The sequence below is a fragment of the Rhizobium sp. ZK1 genome (assembly GCF_047782645.1).
Lineage (GTDB): Bacteria > Pseudomonadota > Alphaproteobacteria > Rhizobiales > Rhizobiaceae > Rhizobium.
Genome location: NZ_CP180587.1, coordinates 910,031 through 928,664, shown reverse-complemented (window position 1 = coordinate 928,664; position 18,634 = coordinate 910,031). Strand labels below are relative to the sequence as shown.

The following is an 18,634-nucleotide window of genomic DNA, read 5'->3' as shown; positions in this document are numbered from 1 at the left end:
ACAAAACCCGCGGTCCTCCTGACGTTTCAGCGCGAGGCCATCACCATGTCCAGTCCGACCTCAGGCAATATCCTGCCCGGTCTCAGGTTCCGGCAGCGTTTTCCGCTGCTTGCCCTTATTCTCGAGCGCTTCGTGCTCAGCATCATCCTGCTCTTTGCCGTCTCCATCCTCATTTTCGGCGGCCTGGAAGCCCTTCCCGGCGATTTCGCCACGACTTATCTCGGCCAGTCGGCAACGCCGCAGGCAGTTGCCAATATCCGCAAGGATCTCGGCCTCGACCGGCCGGTGACGACGCGATACATCGAGTGGCTAGGCAATGCCGTGCAAGGGGATTTCGGCACATCCTGGGCCAGCAAGAATTCCGTCAGCGAACAGATCGGCAAGCGGCTCGGCAATTCGCTGTTTCTGGCGGGCTTTGCTGCACTGATTTCCGTGCCGCTTGCCGTCGGGCTCGGCATGGTTTCGGTACATTTCCGGGGCCGCCTGCCGGACAAGATCATCAACATCATTTCGCTTGCGGCGATTTCATTACCGGAATTCTTCATCGGCTACCTGCTGATCATGTTTTTCGCGGTGAAGTTCGGCGTCGCCACCTTTCCCGCAACCGTCTACGAAAGCATGGGGTTTGCCGATCGCTTGAAGGCGATTGCCCTGCCGACGGCGACCCTCGTGCTCGTCGTGCTTGCCCACATGATGCGCATGACGCGGGCCGCAATCCTCTCGGTCATGTCGTCGGCCTATATGGAGACGGCAGAGCTGAAGGGCCTTTCGGCGTTTCGCTCGATCGTCAAGCATGCCGCACCGAACGCGCTTGCGCCGATCATCAACGTCGTGGCGCTGAACCTTGCCTATCTGGTGGTCGGGGTGGTCGTCGTCGAGGTGGTCTTCGTCTATCCCGGCATGGGCCAGTATATGGTCGATGCCGTGACGGTGCGCGACATGCCGGTGGTGCAGGCCTGCGGCCTGATCTTTGCCGCCGTCTATATCTTCCTCAACATGCTGGCCGACATTCTCGCCATCATTGCCAACCCGCGGCTGAGGCATCCAAGATGAGATTGAGAGACATCCCCATCACCGCCTGGATCGGCATGATCGGCATCGCCGTCGCCTTCATCTTCGCGCTCCTTGCACCTTTGATTGCTCCCTACGGGGAGACCGAAGTCGTCGGCAGTGTCTGGCAGATGCCCGACGCGCAATATGTCTTCGGCCTCGACAATCTCGGCCGCGACATCCTCTCCCGGCTGATCTACGGCGCGCGCACGACGCTTTTCGTGGCGCTTGCGGCAACGGTCATCTCCTTTTCGCTCGGCGTCATCCTGAGCTTTACGGCAGCCGTCTCGCGCGGGCTGATCGACATGGTCTTCTCGCGCTTCAACGACCTGATGATGTCGATCCCGACGCTGATCTTCGCGCTTGTGGTGCTCGCCGTCCTGCCACAGAACATCATCGTCCTGATCCTCGTCATGGCGATCCTCGATTCCACACGTGTCTATCGTCTCGGCCGTGCTGTGGCGCTCGATGTCGCTGTCATGGAATTCGTCGAGGCGGCCAAACTTCGCGGCGAAGGAAAGCTCTGGATCATCTTCCGGGAAATCCTGCCGAATACGCTGACACCGCTGCTGGCCGAGTTTGGCCTGCGTTTTGCCTTTTCGATCCTGTTTCTCTCGACATTGTCCTTCCTCGGCCTCGGCATCCAGCCGCCATCGGCCGACTGGGGCGGGATGGTCAAGGACAATAAGGACGGCATCATCTTCGGCATTTCGGCAGCGCTGGTGCCGGGTAGCGCGATCGCCATCCTCGCCGTCTGCGTCAACCTCGTCGTCGACTGGCTTTTGAAACGAACCTCGAGCCTCAAGGGAGGGCGTGGCGATGCCTGATCTTCTTTCCGTCCGCAATCTCAAGATCGAAGCCACCAGCTATCCGCCGGGTGAAGCGCCGAAACGCGTGACCATCGTCGACGGCGTTTCCTTTGATTTGCAGAAAGGTCGGGTGCTCGGACTGATCGGAGAGTCCGGGGCCGGCAAGTCGACAATCGGGCTCTCGGCACTTGCCTATGGCCGAGGCGGTGCCGAGATCACCGGCGGAGAGGTGAGGCTCGATGGCGACAATATCCTTGCCCTCGACAGGAATGGCATCAGGCAGATCCGCGGTGCCCGTGTCTGCTACGTCGCACAGTCAGCCGCCGCCGCCTTCAATCCCGCCCACCGGCTCGGCGACCAGGTGATCGAGGCTTCCGTCAAACACAGGCTCATGAGCAGACAGGAGGCGAAAAAGCGAGCGCTCTACCTGTTTCAGGTGCTTGGCCTTCCCCATCCCGAAAGTTTTGGCGAACGTTTCCCCCACCAGGTCTCGGGCGGCCAGCTGCAGCGCGCCATGACGGCCATGGCGCTCTGCTCCAACCCGGAACTGATCGTCTTCGACGAACCGACGACGGCACTTGACGTCACCACCCAGATCGATGTGCTGGCGGCAATCAAGCATGCGATCGAGGCAACCCATACGGCGGCCCTCTATATCACTCATGATCTCGCCGTCGTCGCCCAGATATCCGACGACATCATGGTGCTGCGCCATGGAAAGACAGTGGAATACGGCAGTGTCCAGCAGATCATCGAAGCGCCGCGGGAGGACTATACCCGCGCGCTCGTCAACGTCCGCCAGACGCTGAGGGACGAAGCGGTCGATCAGTCCGATGCGCTGCTGAAGATCGAAAACGTCAGCGCGGAATATTCCAATGGCTTCAAGGTTCTGAACGATGTCAGTCTGCACGTGCCGATGGGACAGACATTGGCGATCGTCGGTGAATCGGGCTCTGGAAAATCGACGCTCGCCCGCGTCGTCACCGGGCTCTTGTCACCCACATCAGGGAGGGTCTCTTTTGCCGGCAAGCTATTGACACCCGACGTCCGACACAGGCCGCGCGATGATCTCCGCCGCATCCAGCTCATCTACCAGATGGCTGACACGGCGATGAACCCGCGTCAGACCGTGCGTGACATCATCGGTCGGCCGCTGACCTTCTACTATGGCCTTAGGGGAGCTGCGAAGACGGACCGCGTGAAGGAATTGCTCGACCAGATCGAGATGGGCAACGGCTTCCTGAACCGCTACCCGGCAGAGCTCTCGGGCGGCCAGAAGCAGCGCGTCGCCATCGCACGCGCGCTCGCGGCCAAGCCGGAACTCATCCTCTGCGACGAGCCGACCTCGGCCCTCGACCCGCTGGTTGCCGAAGGCATCCTGAAGCTGCTGCTGAAGCTGCAGGAAGAGGAAAAGCTCTCCTACATCTTCATCACCCACGACATCGCCATCGTCAGGGCCATTGCCGACAGTGTCGCAGTCATGCATCGCGGCAGGCTCGTGCGTTTCGGACCGAAGTCGAAGGCGCTCTCGCCGCCCTTCGACGACTACACCGACCTGCTGCTGAAATCCGTTCCGGAAATGGAGATCGGCTGGCTTGAAAAGGTGCTGACCACCCGACGGATGGAAAGTGCCGGCAACTGACCCTTCAACGCCGCCGGCCGCTTTCGACCGGCTCTATGATTGCCTCCAGGAAAAACCATGAGCCAACGCTCCTTCACGACCGTCGAAAATCAGTGGATCACCTTGAAGGACGGCACGCGGCTCGCCGCACGCATCTGGATGCCCGACGGCGCGGAGAAGGATCCCGTGCCGGCCGTCTTCGAATTCCTCCCCTATCGCAAGCGCGACGGGACAAGCCCGCGTGACGAATCCACCTACCCGGTCTTCGCTGCAGCCGGGATTGCCGGCGTTCGTGTCGACATCAGAGGCTCCGGCGAATCCAGCGGCATCATCGATGGCGAATATACCGAGCTCGAGCTTGCCAATGCCTGCGAGCTGATCGCCTGGATCGCAGCGCAACCCTGGTCGAACGGCTCGGTCGGCATGATGGGTATTTCCTGGGGCGGCTTCAACTGCCTGCAGGTCGCAGCCCTGAAGCCCCCGGCGCTAAAGGCGGTGATTTCAATCGCTTCCACGGTCGACCGCTATAATGATGACATCCACTACAAGAACGGCTGCCATCTCTCCGCCCAGCTCTCCTGGGCGGCGACCATGCTTGCCTACCAGTCCCGCCCGCCGGATCCGGGCATCGTCGGCGACGACTGGCGCGATATGTGGCGGCAGCGCCTGGAGCAGGAACCCTTCTTCATGGAAGAATGGCTGGAGCATCAGCGCCGTGATGATTTCTGGCGGCATGGGTCGATCTGCGAAGATTTCGCGGGCTTCGATATTCCCGCCATCGTCATCGCCGGCTGGGCGGATGGCTATCGCAACACGCCGTTGCTGGCCGTCGAGGGTCTCGGCGAGAAGGCGAAGGCGTTGATCGGCCCATGGATCCACAAGTATCCGCATTTCGCCTGGCCGAAGCCGCGGGTCGATTTTCATGGCGAGGCCACCGCCTGGTGGAACCGCTGGCTGCGCGGCGAGCGAAACGGCGCCGAGACCATGCCATCCTTACGCGCCTATATTCTCGATGCCATAAAGCCCGCCATGCGCCGCGAATTCGACCCCGGATTCTGGATCGCCAAGCGCAGTTGGCAGCAGCCGGACATGCAGTGCTTCTATGTCGAGCAGTTCGGCTCCTTGATGGAAGGCATGCCGATCCCACATGCGCCGGAACATCCCGTTTATCTGCGCTCGCCGCTCGATACGGGCACGGCCTCGGGCGAATGGTTCACTCTGAAGCCGGATGCGGAACTGGCGATCGACCAGCGCCTCGATGACGCCGGATCGCTGACCTTCCAGACCGCTCCGCTGATCGAGGACCATGATTATCTCGGACGCCCGGCCGTCACATTGACGCTCAGATGCGACGCCGAAACCGCCAATCTCTGCGCAAGGCTCGTCGATGTCCATCCAGACGGCACGGCAACGCGCGTCTCCTTTGGCGTGCTCAATCTCGCTCATCGCAATGGCAATGCTGCACCGGAGCCGCTGAACAAGGGGGAACTGACAACCATTACCATCACGCTCGATGCCTGCGGCTATCGTTTCCGCAAGGGGCACCGTATCCGCCTGTCGCTATCAACGGCCTATTGGCCGATGGTGCTGCCACCGCCGGAAGATCCGGGGTTGACGATCGACATCGCCTCCATCGGTCTAGCTTTGCCCATGCTCGGCGCGCATGAGATCATCGACATCAAGCAACCCGACAATCCCGATCCCCTGCCGAAATATATCGAACACGCACCCGCCTCCACAAAACGGCAGGTGGTGCGCGATCTCCAGGCCGGCGTCACGCGCTATGAAATCCATGAGGATACCGGCCTTTTCGAGCATCCCCGCACCGGTCTTTCCACTCGGCAGTTTCGCGAGGAAACCTGGTCAATCGCGCCGAACGATCCGCTATCGATGACGGGCACCTCGACCTGGACTTGCGACATGCAGCGTCCTGGTTGGTCCGTGACAACGGTTGCGACAGCATCGATCCGTTGCACCGCAACACACTGGATCATCACCGCCTCGGTCATCGCCCATGAAGGCGGAATAAAGATCTTTGAGAAGGATTTTGGCGAGACGGCAATCGCCCGCGATCTGATGTAGCCGTCAGCGCGATGCGAAGAGCCGCGCCGCCTCGCATACCGCCTTGAAGCCTGTCCGGGCACCTTCGCTCATGTGGCGCGCGCGCAGCCACGCATGCACCATCTGCGGTTCTTCCCGGAACCAGACTTCCACGCCGGCCTCCGCAAGCCGGGCAGCGTAGGCTCGTCCGTCGTCTCGCAACGGATCGAACCGCGCGACTGTGATGAAGGCAGGTGCGAGCCCTTCGACCGAAACCGCGTGAAGCGGTGCGGCGACAGGATGGCGCAGGGGTGCCTGCAGAATATCGCGATAATAGGCGACATCAGCCGTGGTCAGGCTCGGTGCATTTGCCATTTCAACATAGGAACCCTTCTGCAGGTCGCCACCCAGCGCCGGATAGACGAGAACCTGACCGGCGATACCAGGCAGGGCCTCCTCGAGCGCCCTGACGGCGAGCCCCGCCGCCAGATTGGCGCCGGCGCTGTCGCCGATGATGACGACCTTGCTCCCGGCCGAGGACAGCAGGTGTTTCAAAACGAGGAAACAGTCGTCGCTCTGGGCCGGCCAGCGATGCTCGGGCGCCAGCCGGTAGTCGACGGACACGAGTTCGGCGCCGGCAAAATCGGCGATTTCGGCACAGATCGAGTGATGGCTTTCGAGCGAGCCGACAACAAAGCCTCCGCCGTGAAGATAGAGGAGAACGGTCGATGCGGTGATTGTCCGTGGCCGATAGCGGCGGATCGGTATCCGCTGCACCATACCATCGGCATAGACCATCCCTTGCGGCAGAGCGCGGTCAAACCGCGCACAGAGCGCGTCATACCATTGACGTTGCTGCTCGACCGATGCCTCGACCGCATCCGGCGGATAAAAGCCTTCGCAGACATCAAGGAATTCCAGAATGCTCGCTTCGGTGGGCATCGGTCGGTCGATCGACATGAAGATCCTTCCGGGTGCTCGCAAGATGCTGCCGAGGTGGCGACAAGCCAGCGATCAGGCCATCATGCACGGGTCTGGCCACGAGGCCTGTCTTGCTGCGACCGCCGATGTCGCCGGCAGGTTCGGCCCTGAAAAATAGGCCGGCGCGAGCGCCCGGAACAACGGATGTCGGCAAAGCGATAGCGCGCCATCATCAAGCTGGTTATCGTGGCGTGATAACTGCACCCCACGCCGTCGAGAGGATCCGTCATGCGACGACCAGTGCCGCTTCTGAAGAGGATAATGGATCTGATCGGCGCTCGCCGAGCCAGATCGGCACCCGACGGCGATATACAAATCCCTCAGGCGAACTGGTGGCGGACGCATCCGTAGATCACCTCCCCCACCCCGAACGTGAGCAGTATCGAATATCATGGCCCGCCCCAATATTCTCATCATTATGGTCGACCAACTGAACGGCACACTGTTTCCGGACGGGCCGGCCGATTTTCTGCATGCACCACATCTCAAGGCGCTCGCTGCCCGTTCGGTCCGCTTCGCCAATAGCTATACGGCGAGCCCCCTCTGCGCGCCGGCGCGCGCATCCTTCATGTCGGGCCAGTTGCCGAGCCGGACGCGAGTCTATGACAATGCGGCCGAATTTGCCTCCGACATTCCGACCTATGCGCATCATCTCAGAGCGGCTGGCTATCACACCAGCCTGTCGGGCAAGATGCATTTCGTCGGACCCGATCAGTTGCACGGTTTCGAAGAGCGTCTGACGACGGATATCTACCCGGCCGATTTTGGCTGGACACCCGACTATCGCAAGCCCGGTGAACGCATCGACTGGTGGTATCACAATCTTGGATCGGTAACCGGCGCCGGCATCGCGGAAATCACCAACCAACTCGAATATGACGACGAGGTCGCCTATAACGCAACCCGCAAGCTCTACGACCTATCGCGGCGACAAGACGAGCGTCCCTGGTGCCTGACCGTCAGTTTCACCCACCCTCACGATCCCTATGTCGCCAGGCGCAAATTCTGGGATCTCTACGAGGATTGCCTGGCCCTTGATCCGACCGTTCCGGCCCTGCCGTTCGAGGAGATGGACCAGCATTCGAGGCGCTTGCTGGAAGCCTGCGACTACAAGGCCTTCGACATCACCGCCGAGCAGATCCGCAGGGCAAGACGCGGCTATTTCGCCAATATCTCCTACATCGACGAGAAGGTCGGAGAGATCCTTGACGTACTGGAGCGCACACGGATGGAGGAAGACACCGCCATCCTGTTCGTGTCCGACCACGGCGACATGCTGGGCGAACGCGGTCTCTGGTTCAAGATGTGCTTCTTCGACGGTTCCGCGCGCGTGCCACTGATGATATCGGCGCCGGGCTGGCAGCCTGGCCTAATCGATCAGCCCGCCTCCACGCTTGATGTCACGCCTACGCTTGCCGGGCTTGCCGGGCTTGATATTTCTACGATTGCCCAGTGGACGGATGGCGAGGATCTGGCACAGCTCCTGAGCGGCAGCAAGGCACATGGTCCGGTCCTGATGGAATATGCCGCTGAAGGATCGATTGCACCGCTTGTGGCCATTCGCGCCGACCGTTTCAAACTGACGGTCTGCGAAAAGGACCCGCCTTTGCTCTTTGACCTCCTTGCCGATCCCCACGAACTCTCCAATCTCGCAGGTGATCCAGACTATGCGGAAACGCTGGACACCCTGCTTTCTCAAGTCCATCTCCGGTGGAATCTATCAAGCTATGATGCGCAGATCCGAGAAAGTCAGGCCCGTCGGTGGGTCGTCTATCCCGCCTTGCGGGAAGGGTCCTACTATCCGTGGGACTATCAACCTCTGCAGAAGGCCGCCGAGCGATACATGCGCAATCATATGGATCTGAACGTCTTGGAGGAGAACCAGCGATTTCCTCGCGGCGAATGACGGTCAGGAGGAACAATCGCGACGCCCGGACACTGACCCTTCGCTCCGGCTCCTGAGCGGTCGTCGCGGCGCTTGTTTCAGCTGTCAGGCTCCTCCTCCATGGGCCGACGGTCCCCACGTCGTGGGCGTCACCTAGCTGCCGTCTCACACGCTGGCGATGAGGCCACCATCGACCCTGATGACAGAGCCTGTCATATAGGAAGCGCGCGCGCTCGCCATGAAGACGACGACATCGGCATATTCTTGAGGATCGCCGTAGCGGCCAACGGGGATTGACGCGGTGCTTGCCGCCGAGATTTCTTCGACGGCCTTGCCCTCCCGCTTTGCCTTCTGCTCGTCGAGGAAGGTAATGCGTTGCGTGGCCACACGACCAGGCAGCACGACATTGACCGTCACGCCATCGCGGCCGACTTCGCCTGCGAGCGTTTTCGACCAGCCGAGGAGCGACATGCGCAAGGCGTTGGAAAGTCCGAGATTCGGAATGGGCGCAACGACGCCCGAGGATGTCGAGGTGATGATGCGGCCCCACTTCTTTTCACGCATCTTCGGAAGAACGGCATCGCTGATGGCAATGATCGACAGTACCATGCTGTCGAAATATTTGCGCCAGCTGTCAGCACTCTGGCCGGCAACGAGCGTCGGCGGCGGGCCGCCGGTGATGTTGACGAGGACGTCGACCGAACCGAGTTGCTTTTCGATGGCAGCGAGATTGGGTGCGATCACATCGAGATTGGCGAGATCCCACGCCAGAGCCATCGCCGAGCCGCCGGCCGTGCGGATGTCGGCAACCGTCTTTTCGGCCGCTTCCGCGTTAATGTCGGCGACCGCAATCTGTGCGCCCTCGGCGGCAAGCGTTTTCGCTATCGCTCCACCAAGCCCACCGCCTGCTCCCAGAACAAGAGCCGTCTTGCGTTTCAATTCCAAATCCATGGTCTGTTTTTCCTTTCCATTATCGTCGATTTTTTCGACGCCCGATCAGCCGGCCATCCAGCCGCCGTCGACCATCAGATTGACACCGGTGATGTAGCTCGCCATGTCGCTGGCGAGAAAAACTGCCGCGTCTGCAACGTCGCGCGGCTCGCCGAGCCGCGGCCAGGGGGTGCGCCGGCGCGAATAGTCGAGGGCGTCACGATCGTTGGCGACACCCGGCTTGCCGGTGATGATCTTGCCGGGGGCGATCGCATTGCAGACGATACCTGAGTGAGCGTGATCGACGGCAATCTGCCGGGTCATCTGGACGATCGCCCCCTTACTGACGCCATAGGGAAAATCACCTGGGCAGGCGACCATGCCGTGTTGCGACGAGATGTTGATGATGCGGCCACGTGCTTCCGCGACCGGTTCCTGCGTCAAGAATTGCTGGACCGCCCGCTTGCAGCAGTAGAAAAATCCGGTGACATTGACCGCGATTACCCGTTCCCATTGCTGCGCCGTCGTCTCCAAAAGGTTCGTCGAGGTGTAGATCGCAGCATTATTGACCAGGATATCGAGACGGCCGAAATTGGTGACTGTATCGGCAACCAGTCTATCGACCTCAGTCCAAAGGGAGATATCGGTCTTGACGAAGATCCCCTTGCCGCCGGCTCCGCGGATAAGGGAGAGCGTCGGCTCGCCGCCTTCGACCGGCATCTCGGTGATATCGGCAAGCACGACCGCTGCACCTTCCGCGGCGTAGCGAAGTGCGATCGCGCGCCCGAGACCGGAACTCGCACCCGATACGATGGCAACCTTTTCGTTCAACATGGGCATGGACATTCCTTCAGGCGGCATGACGGACGATTTGGCCGCGGTTGGGCAAAAGAAGGGCACCGTCGCGCACGATGCGTTCGCCGCGCAGGAAGACGTCCGTCAGGTATCCGACGGTGCGCCGGCCTTTGAAGGGCGTATAGCCGGCACGGGTCGCCTGATCGGCATTGGAGATCGAAGTCGAGCGATTGAGGTCGACGACGAGAATGTCGGCATCGCAACCGACGGCAATCGATCCTTTCGAGCCGCCGAGCCCGAAGCGCCGGGCCGGATTGTAGGCGCAAAGGCGTACAAGCGCCGAAAGATCGATCAGCTTCTCGGCCACCAGATCGAGCATGACGAAGAGCAGCGTCTGCAGGCCCGGCATTCCGCCCGGAATATCGGCAAAGGCTGGATAGGTAGCGGACTTCTCGGCCCTGGCATGCGGGGCATGATCGGTCGCCATGATGGTGATCAATCCTTCCGAAAGCGCATGCCGCAGCGCCTCGACATCTCCTCGGTCGCGAAAGGGCGGCGATCCCTTGAGGTCTGCACCAGCCTGACCCGCATAGTCATCGGCCGTGAAGTAGAGGTTCTGCGGGGTCGTTTCGACGGAAACGTCAGCGAGATCGCGAAGCCGGCGCCAGACTTCGATCCCGCGTTTCGAATTGATCTGGCGCACGTGCACAGGGGCACCGGTTTCTGCTGCAGCCAGAACCGCACGGGCAATGCCGCCGGCTTCCGCGAGCGGCGGCCTGCTATCGAGAAAGGCCGAAATGCCCTTTCCGCCCCGCCCTGCACTTGCCTCCAGAATTGACTGATCACCCGGGGAAATGCCGATTACCGGACCGGCTTTCGCCAGCCGGCGCAGCATTTCAGTCACGGCGTGGAGACTATCGAAGCGAAACTCCTTCGGCACGTCGGCCGTGAATAGCTCGAGCGAGACGGGCGAAAGCGGCAACAGTTCCTCCAGCGCCTGATTGCTCTTCGAGACGACGGCCTGAAATCCGACATCGACGTTCAGCCGTCCGGCAGCGCTCGCCATCTTCTGCGACAGTTGCGCAGCAGTTGCCGTCCATGGATCGTCGGTCGGCATGTCGAGGATGGTGGTGACGCCACCAAGCGCTGCCGCACGCGTACCGCTCTCAAAATCCTCCTTCTGCGTCAGGCCGGGTTCGCGCAGATGCGCATGGGCATCGATCAGCCCCGGCAGAAGCTGCATTCCGCTCGCATCGACAAAGGAGCGCGCCATCGCGGTGTCGCCGGGAGCAAGCAGGGCAGCAATCCTGCCGTTGCGGATGCCGATATCAGCGCATATTTGCCCGTTGGCATTGATCAGCGTCCCGCCGGTGATCAGTAGGTCGAACATGCCGGCCTCCCGCTCTACCACAAGCCCGCAAGACGCGGCTCTTCATGGGTGATGACTTCCAGAAGGGACGCCTGTCCGCCTTTGACCCGGTCGAGGGCGTCAAGCAGCGCCGGGCGCAGGTCTTCGGGTTCGCTCACGCAAGCCCCGTAGCCGCCGAGCGCCTCGGCGATCGGTGCATAACTGCCGGTTATCCGGTTGGCGCCATATTTTTCCGTCGCGACCGGCATGCTTTTCGCGTAGCCCCCGAGCACATTGTTGCGCAGGACGATCGTCAGCACCGGCAGGTCGCAGCGCACAGCCGTCTCGAAATCGATGCCGACCATGCCGAACGCGGATTCCCCCATCAGATTGACGACCGTGGCCTCGGGCCGCGCGAGCTTGGCGCCGATCGCAAAGCCGAGGCCGCTGCCGAGCTGGGTCGTCTTGCCCCAGCCGATATAACTGCCGGGCACGCTCGCCACATAAAAAGGGCAGAACTGGTCACGCGGATTGCCGGCGTCATGAGTGACGATCGAGGTTACCGGATCGAGCGCCTGCATCAACTCCCAGACCACCCGATAGGGCGAAATCGGCCGGCTCTCCGACGTCAACAGGGGCATCCATCTCGCCATGAAGGCCGCGCGCACCTCAGCAATTTCCGCTGTCGGGTCGGGACGTCTGCCAAGCTCCAGGCCTTCCTGCCGGATATGGGCGATCATCTGTTTCAGGACCGAGCCGACGTCACCTATCACCCCTTGCGCGACTGCGTAGTCCTTGCCGAGGTCGGCCTCGTCGAGCGTTACCTGCAGGATGATTTTATCGTCCGGCACGGGCAGGATGTAATAGGAGCGCGTCAGGCTGCTGCCGAGCGCAAGCACCACGTCGGCCTTGTCGAGAAAATGATCGACGGGGGCCGGGCGTGCCCGACCGGCTGTCCCTAGCGCCAGCGGGTGGTCCTCCGGAAAACCACTCTTGCCGTTTGGCGTCGTCATGACGGGGATGCGGAGAAGTTCGGCAAACTCGACCAAATCTCTTGTCGCCGACGCCGACAGGATCCCCTGCCCTGCCAAGATGATCGGGTTTTCCGCCGCAAGCAGGGTTTCGACGAGAGCGGCCACTTCACCATTATTGGCCTGTGGCACGCTGCGGCGCGGGCGCCGGTGGTCGGAGGGCTGCGCGTCGAGGCTTTCGGCCAGAAGATCGACCGGCAGCTCGAGCAGGACAGGTGCCGGCGGCCCATTTCTGACACGTGATATCGCCGCGTGCATCAGCTTCGGCAAGTGGGTGACCTGTGTTGCCGCCTCGCACCATTTGGTGATGTGACGAAAATTGCGGCGGGATTCGAAATTTGGAGAGACCGCCTCCGAGCCGCGCGGATAGCCGGTCGGCAGGAACAGCATCGGCACGCGGTCGTTAAAGGCCTGGGCAATGCCAGCAAATGCGCTTTCCGCGCCAGGACCATACTGGACGGTCACGACCGCGAGCTCCTTGCCGGCGGTGGCGCGCGCATATCCTTCGGCGATATTGACGGCAACGCGCTGGGTGCGGGCAATCAGCGGCGGAATGTCGAGTGCTGCCGAAGCATCGAAAAGCTCGCTTGCCGGAAAACCGATGATCTGCTTGACGCCTTCTTCCTTAAGGACCCCTGCGACATAGTCGGCGCCGCTCATCCTTGTCGTCTTCGCCAGAAGGTCGTCATTGGCCATTGCATGCGTGCCGTCAGCCATGATGTTCGATCCAGTAGCGGGCAATGTCCTCGCGCCGCATGAAGGCAGCACCGGGCGTTTTCCTGACGTGTTCGATGACGTCACGCAGGCCGGACGCGCGATTGGGTTGTCCCATCCAGCGGGCATGCACCCCAATCGTCAGCATACGCCCGCCCGTCTCCTCGGCCTCGCCAATCATGTAGTCGATGGCCGAGCGGCAATCCTCGGCAAAGTCGCGCGGATTGCTGTAGCCCGGTGCGATCAGATAGCGGCTATCGTTCAAGGTCTTCGAATAGGGCACGACAAGAAGGCGCGTTCCCTGATGATCGAGAAAATAGGGAAGATCGTCGTTGCAAGGATCTGAATAATAGAGGAACCCGCCCTCCTCGACGATCAGGTCGCGCGTATTGACGCTCGGAAACGAGCGGCAGTTCCAGCCGAGCGGCCGTTTGCCGGTAAGCTCCTTGTAAAGCGCGATCGCCTCGTGGAGCTGACGCTCCTCCTCATCCCGCGGCATGGTGGAATATTCGCTCCAGCGCAGGCCGTGTCCGAGGAGGTCGTGGCCGCGCGCTGCCATCCATTCAGCGACTGCTGGGTTTTTCTGGAGCGCCACAGCACAGGCCGAGACCGTCACGGGGATCTCGTAGCGGTCAAATAGACGCGCCAGGCGCCAGACGCCCGCGCGGCTGCCATATTCGAAATGGGTCTCCGTCCCGAGATCGCGGACCGGTGGGCTGTTGGGGATATTGTATTCGCCCCAATTGTCGTTACGACCGTCGTCCAGCCAGGAATATTCCGCGCCTTCCTCGTAGTTCAGGACGAGGTTGATCGCGAGCCTGACGCCACCAGGCCAGGTGATGGATGGTGGCATCGGTCCATAGCCGACGAAATCGCGCGTCTGGTCGTTGGCGGAAACGCTCATTGTCTTTCCTCCCCCTGCATCTCGTTGTCCTTGATCCAGTCCATGTAGTCGTGGAATGCCTGCCTGGCGGGCCGTGGTCGCCAGGCAGTATCGTGGACGATGCGGGCGATGTCGTAGGCGCCCCACATACCGTCCTTCAAAGCGACGTCCTGGATGATATTCGCCGTCTCGACGGGGCTGATCTCAACCTGAAGTCCAGGCGAGCGTTCGCTTGCCCAGTTGATCACGTCGCCGATCGTCGCGGTTTCCCCGCTGCCGATATTGTAATGGCGATAGCGCAGGCGCTCGGCCGAGAGCAGCGCGATGATCGCGTCGGCGACATCGGCCGAATGGACATAGTCGCCGACCGGCTCCAGGCTGTTCGGCCTTATGACCTTACCGGTGAGCGCCATATGGGCAACGCGGTTCGGCACATGGCGGAAGTTGCGACTGCCGGTTGCCCGGTCCATCGGGCCATAGACCGAGGCAAGCCTGACGGAGACCGCCGACAGCCCGAAAAGATCGGCATAGCGGTTGACGACCATCTCGGCGGCGAATTTGGAAATGCCGTAAAGCGTCAGCGGCGCGACATAACCGTCCTCCGGCAGCGGTTCGCCGCTCCAGTCGGGTCCGTGATGGCGGTAGACCGAACCGGAGCTGACATAGACGAAACGCTTCAGCCCCTTGTGCGTGCGAGCCCATTCCAGGATGCGCACCGAGCCCATGAAATTGACGTCGACGATGCGTGCGGGATCTTCCGCTTCCGGCTGGAGCCTGGCTTCCGCCGCACTGCCGCGCGAGATCGGTGTGACGGTCGCGCCATGCACGACATGGGTTATATCATACATGTCAAGGGCAGCCTGCCACTCTGCCGGATCGCAGATATCGGCGGTAATCACGCCGAGCCGGTCTCGCACCGGTGCAAAATAGCGTTCCGCCATGGCATCAAGACCGGCCCGGTCGAGAATGACGACACGCGCCGTCGGGTCACGCTCCAGCCACGTTCTTGCAAGCACGCTCATGACAAATCCGGTTCCGCCGGTCACAAGTAGGGTCATTTCAAGATCCGTTCGAAGGTCTCAACAACAGCATGTCAGCGCGTCGCATAGCCGCCGTCCACGAGTAGATCGGTGCCGGTGACGAAGGAAGCATCCGCCGAAAGGAGAAAGGCAGCAGACGCGGCAATCTCATCCGGCTGAGCGATGCGGCCGAGAAGATGGGCCGGGCCGAGCGCAGCACCGGCGGCGTCGAGGTCGGGAAAGCGCTGCAACAGCCGCGGCGTGGCGACCGCACCGGGCGACAGGGAATTGACGCGAATACCGTCGGCCGCGTGATCGACCGCCATCGCTTTGGCAAGATGCACGAGCCCGGCCTTGGCCGCGCAATAGGCAACCGCCTTGCCGACGGCGACATGGGCAAATTGCGAGGCGATGAAGACGACCGAACCCCCGCCTGCCGCAATCATCGCCGGCAGCGCGTATTTGCTGACGAGAAAAGCGCCCGTCAGGCTGACGCCGATTTCCAGCTGCCACTGTTGCTCGGCAAGGTCGATCACGGTGCCGTCGCGCGAGGGTGCTGCCGCGTTGTGCACCAACCCGTCGAGGCGGCCGAAGCGCGCCAACCCGATCTCGACGGCTGCCTTGACGGACCGGGCGTCGGTCACGTCGCATGCGGCGCCGATCGCCGATCGGCCGAGCGCCTCGGCGAGCGCCAGAACATCTGCGCTCGCTTGGTCGAGACAGATCACCGAAGCGCCTTCGGCGACACAGCGCCGGGCGATTGCCGTGCCGATACCGCTTGCCGCTCCGGTGATGAGCATGACCTTGCCGCCAAGGCGGGCTGCGGAGCCGCTCATGACGCGAGAACCTTCGAAAGCGCCTGCTGCGGCGGGAAGGGACGTTCGCGCGCGATGAATTGCCCGCGGCCCGGCTCGGCGAGCACCTTGCCGTCGTCCCAGACGATATCGCCGCGCGAGATCGTCATGATCGGCCAGCCCTTGATGGTCTGCCCTTCATAGGGTGTGTAATCGGTATTGTGGTGCAGGGCCGAATTGGTGATCGTCACCGAGCGGGCCGCATCCCAAATCGCGAGGTCGGCATCGGCGCCGAGAGCAATGCGGCCCTTGCGGGGATGAAGGCCGAAAAGCCTTGCCGGTGCGCCGGCCGTCAGATCCGCAAATTTCTGAAGCGACATCCGGCCACCGTTGACACCGGCCGAAAACAGCAGCGGCAGGCGCGTCTCGATGCCCGGAATGCCGTTCGGGATCCGGTGAAAAGGCGTATTGGGGCCGCCGGCAATCTTGTCCGCATAGTGCCAGGGCGAGTGGTCGGAGGTGAAAACCTCAAGCGTCCCGTCCAGGATGCCGGTCCAGATGGCGGGCTGGTTGGATTTATCGCGCGGTGGCGGTGTGCAGACGCATTTGGCGCCCGACAGGTCATGCGTGTCGATATCGTCTGCCGACAGGAAAAGATATTGCGGGCAGGTCTCCGCATAGATCGGCAGGCCACGTGCCTTGGCCCGGCGGATTTCCTCGACGGCTCCGCCGGCCGCGACGTGGCTGACGAGAATGGGCGTCTCGATCAGCTCGGAAAGGCTGATCGCCCGGAAGGTCGCCTCCCGGTCGCCGATTTCCGAATGCGCCTTTTCATGATAGCGAAGCTGCGTCTTGCGTGCGGCGATGAATTTTTCCGTCAGCCAGCGGATGCAGGCATCATTTTCGGCATGCACCATCACCATCGCGCCTTGAGCGCGGGCAAGATCGAGAACGTTCAGTACCTCGTAGTCGTCGAGCTTCAGGCCGTCATAGGTCAGGTAGATCTTGATCGACGTGCATCCCTCGGCGATCAGGCCGGGGATCTCTTCTCGCAGGGCCTCGGCGGACGGGTCGCCGACAATCAGGTGAAAGCCATAATCGATACGGGCCTTCGGGCCGGCGCGCTCATGGTAGTCCTCGACGATCGCGCGCAGCGACTGGCCGCGCATCTGCATGGCGAAGGACACGACGGTGGTCGTGCCGCCGCAAAGGGCCGAGAGCGTGCCTGTATTGAAATCGTCGGCCGTCGACTTCCCCTCCCATGGCTGCTGGTCCATGTGGCAATGTGTGTCGACGCCGCCGGGCAGGACGAGGCGGCCTTCGGCCTGGACCTCGCGATGGGCTTCTCCAAGATCCTCATCGAGAGCAACGATCAGCCCGTCGCGAATGCCGATGTCGATCTGCTTCGTCGCATCAGGCAGCACGACACGACCGCCTCGGATAACGAGATCAAAGGGGTGTTCGGACATCATTCGCATCCTCCCGGTTCGAGGCAGAGTTTGGTGCCGCCCGATCGATGGCGCGACAGGTTGAGGCAGGCGGCGACGGCGACAAGAAATGCGCCGCCGCCGAGAAGCAGGAAGAGCGCCTGCGGGGCAAACCGGTCCATCAGCCCTGCAGCAGCCCCGGGTGTCATGATGTTACCGATCGAATAAAGGAGCAGCAGCCCTCCGGACGCCGAGACCATGTGGCGGCTGTCGAGCTGCGAATTGGCATAGGCGATGGCGACCGGGTAGATTGTCAGCGCGACGGACCCGTAGGCGAAGAACAGTCCGAGAAGCAGGATCTGCGGATGCGAGCCGGGCCAGGCGATCGCGGCGCAGAGCCCGGCTGCGACCAGGCCTTGAACGAGCAGCAAGATGCGCCGGTCGATGCGGTCCGAAAGCCATCCGACGGGCGCCTGCGCGAGCATGCCACCGAGGCTGAAGGCCGTCACCAGCGTGACGGCCGAAGCCGCATCGATCCCGACGCGTTCGGCATAGATCGGTGTCATCGTGTAGACATTCATGTTCGTCATGCCGGCCTGAAACACGCCGACGACGGTGACCGGCGCGAGGGCTGCCAGCTGCCAGACGCCGAAGCAATGCCTCAACTGGACGCTTCCCGTCCCCTCTGTTTCTGCAGCCGCCGACACGCGCAAGGCTGGCCAGGGTGCGCCGACAAGGCGGGCGTAGGCTAGCCCGCATAGGATGACGCCGAGCACGATCTCAAACAGATGCGGAGAACCCGGTCCGGTGGCCTCGACGAGTAATTGCGCAGACAGGGTCGCAAGCGAGGTCATCAGCATGTAGAGGGAGAAATAGGCTCCGCGGTTCTTCTGGTCGGCATAGAGGTTGATCCAGCTCTCGGCGACGACGAAGAGCGTGGCGATGGCAAAGCCGTTGATCAGACGCAGGCAGAACCAGACAGCTGGTGCCTGCGTCAGCATGTAGCCGCAGGCACCGAATGCTGCGAGTGCGGCGACAGCCAGAAAGGCGCGCTCGTGGCCGTAGCGGCCGACCAGCAGGCGCGCAGACAGGCATCCGGCGAGAAAGCCTATGGGGAACGCCGTCAGCAAGAGCTGCACGACCTGGGGATCGATCGCCGGGTCGCTCAGATGCAACGAGACGGTCGTCGTTAGAAGCGAGTTGCCGGTTGCGACGATTAGGATGCTCGCCATGACATGCAGGATCGCACGAAACCTTGCCGTCTTCGGCTGGAGGCCGGCAACCGCATTATCGGGAGGGACCATTGC

General features: G+C 62.0%; 15 protein-coding genes. 5 read left to right on the top strand and 10 right to left on the bottom strand.

The window, feature by feature from the left end; all coding sequences use genetic code 11:
* Positions 1-45: 45 nt before the first annotated feature.
* From ACK9YZ_RS26880 to ACK9YZ_RS26865, 4 genes are read left to right on the top strand one after another with little or no spacing between them, the layout of a single operon-like run.
* Entirely contained in the window at positions 46-1,053 is a 1,008-nt protein-coding gene (locus tag ACK9YZ_RS26880) for an ABC transporter permease (protein ID WP_216760696.1), read from the top strand.
* Complete coding sequence (locus ACK9YZ_RS26875) at positions 1,050-1,877, top strand: ABC transporter permease (protein WP_416068294.1); 828 nt, start codon at positions 1,050-1,052, stop codon at positions 1,875-1,877. The genes ACK9YZ_RS26880 and ACK9YZ_RS26875 overlap by 4 nt, the downstream gene beginning before the upstream one ends.
* A complete protein-coding gene (locus ACK9YZ_RS26870; protein WP_216760698.1) occupies positions 1,870-3,501 on the top strand; it encodes an ABC transporter ATP-binding protein in 1,632 nt (543 codons plus the stop codon). Before ACK9YZ_RS26875 ends, ACK9YZ_RS26870 begins: the two co-directional genes overlap by 8 nt.
* Before the next feature lie 57 nt (positions 3,502-3,558).
* The gene (locus tag ACK9YZ_RS26865) at positions 3,559-5,562 is read left to right on the top strand and encodes a CocE/NonD family hydrolase (protein ID WP_416068293.1); all 2,004 of its coding nucleotides are present in this window, start codon (positions 3,559-3,561) and stop codon (positions 5,560-5,562) included.
* Between the two features lie 3 nt (positions 5,563-5,565).
* On the opposite strand, the gene ACK9YZ_RS26860 is transcribed toward ACK9YZ_RS26865, so the two are convergent.
* Positions 5,566-6,480, bottom strand: a complete 915-nt coding sequence (locus ACK9YZ_RS26860) for an alpha/beta hydrolase (protein WP_416068292.1) — start codon at positions 6,478-6,480, stop codon at positions 5,566-5,568.
* A 412-nt stretch (positions 6,481-6,892) separates the two neighbouring features.
* Here ACK9YZ_RS26860 and betC point away from each other — a divergent pair, with 412 nt between their 5' ends.
* Positions 6,893-8,407 carry a choline-sulfatase gene (gene betC / locus ACK9YZ_RS26855; protein WP_416068291.1) on the top strand — a complete coding sequence of 505 codons (1,515 nt, stop codon included), beginning with the start codon at positions 6,893-6,895 and terminating at the stop codon, positions 8,405-8,407.
* 144 nt (positions 8,408-8,551) lie between these two features.
* Here betC and ACK9YZ_RS26850 read toward each other — a convergent pair whose 3' ends face one another.
* Genes ACK9YZ_RS26850 through ACK9YZ_RS26810 form a run of 9 tightly spaced genes read right to left on the bottom strand, consistent with a single transcriptional unit; the run spans position 8,552 to position 18,631 of the window.
* Positions 8,552-9,337: an SDR family oxidoreductase gene (locus ACK9YZ_RS26850; RefSeq protein WP_416068290.1), complete on the bottom strand. Its 786-nt coding sequence runs from the start codon at positions 9,335-9,337 to the stop codon at positions 8,552-8,554.
* 45 nt (positions 9,338-9,382) lie between these two features.
* Positions 9,383-10,156 carry an SDR family NAD(P)-dependent oxidoreductase gene (locus tag ACK9YZ_RS26845; protein ID WP_416068289.1) on the bottom strand — a complete coding sequence of 258 codons (774 nt, stop codon included), beginning with the start codon at positions 10,154-10,156 and terminating at the stop codon, positions 9,383-9,385.
* A gap of 10 nt (positions 10,157-10,166) precedes the next feature.
* Positions 10,167-11,501 carry a dihydroorotase gene (locus ACK9YZ_RS26840; RefSeq protein ID WP_216760704.1) on the bottom strand — a complete coding sequence of 445 codons (1,335 nt, stop codon included), beginning with the start codon at positions 11,499-11,501 and terminating at the stop codon, positions 10,167-10,169.
* Between the two features lie 14 nt (positions 11,502-11,515).
* The gene (locus ACK9YZ_RS26835) at positions 11,516-13,207 is read right to left on the bottom strand and encodes a thiamine pyrophosphate-requiring protein (protein WP_416068288.1); all 1,692 of its coding nucleotides are present in this window, start codon (positions 13,205-13,207) and stop codon (positions 11,516-11,518) included.
* Positions 13,200-14,108, bottom strand: a complete 909-nt coding sequence (locus ACK9YZ_RS26830) for an allantoinase PuuE (protein WP_416068287.1) — start codon at positions 14,106-14,108, stop codon at positions 13,200-13,202. The genes ACK9YZ_RS26835 and ACK9YZ_RS26830 overlap by 8 nt, the downstream gene beginning before the upstream one ends.
* Positions 14,105-15,145 (bottom strand): NAD-dependent epimerase/dehydratase family protein, encoded by a 1,041-nt coding sequence (locus tag ACK9YZ_RS26825; RefSeq protein ID WP_416068286.1) that lies wholly within the window; start codon positions 15,143-15,145, stop codon positions 14,105-14,107. Before ACK9YZ_RS26825 ends, ACK9YZ_RS26830 begins: the two co-directional genes overlap by 4 nt.
* A gap of 35 nt (positions 15,146-15,180) precedes the next feature.
* On the bottom strand, positions 15,181-15,942 hold the full coding sequence (locus ACK9YZ_RS26820; RefSeq protein WP_416068285.1) for an SDR family NAD(P)-dependent oxidoreductase: 762 nt from the start codon (positions 15,940-15,942) through the stop codon (positions 15,181-15,183).
* Positions 15,939-17,369, bottom strand: coding sequence for a dihydropyrimidinase (hydA, locus tag ACK9YZ_RS26815; protein ID WP_416068437.1), 1,431 nt, complete (start codon positions 17,367-17,369; stop codon positions 15,939-15,941). The genes ACK9YZ_RS26820 and hydA overlap by 4 nt, the downstream gene beginning before the upstream one ends.
* Positions 17,369-18,631 carry an MFS transporter gene (locus ACK9YZ_RS26810; protein ID WP_416068284.1) on the bottom strand — a complete coding sequence of 421 codons (1,263 nt, stop codon included), beginning with the start codon at positions 18,629-18,631 and terminating at the stop codon, positions 17,369-17,371. The genes hydA and ACK9YZ_RS26810 overlap by 1 nt, the downstream gene beginning before the upstream one ends.
* Positions 18,632-18,634: the final 3 nt, after the last annotated feature.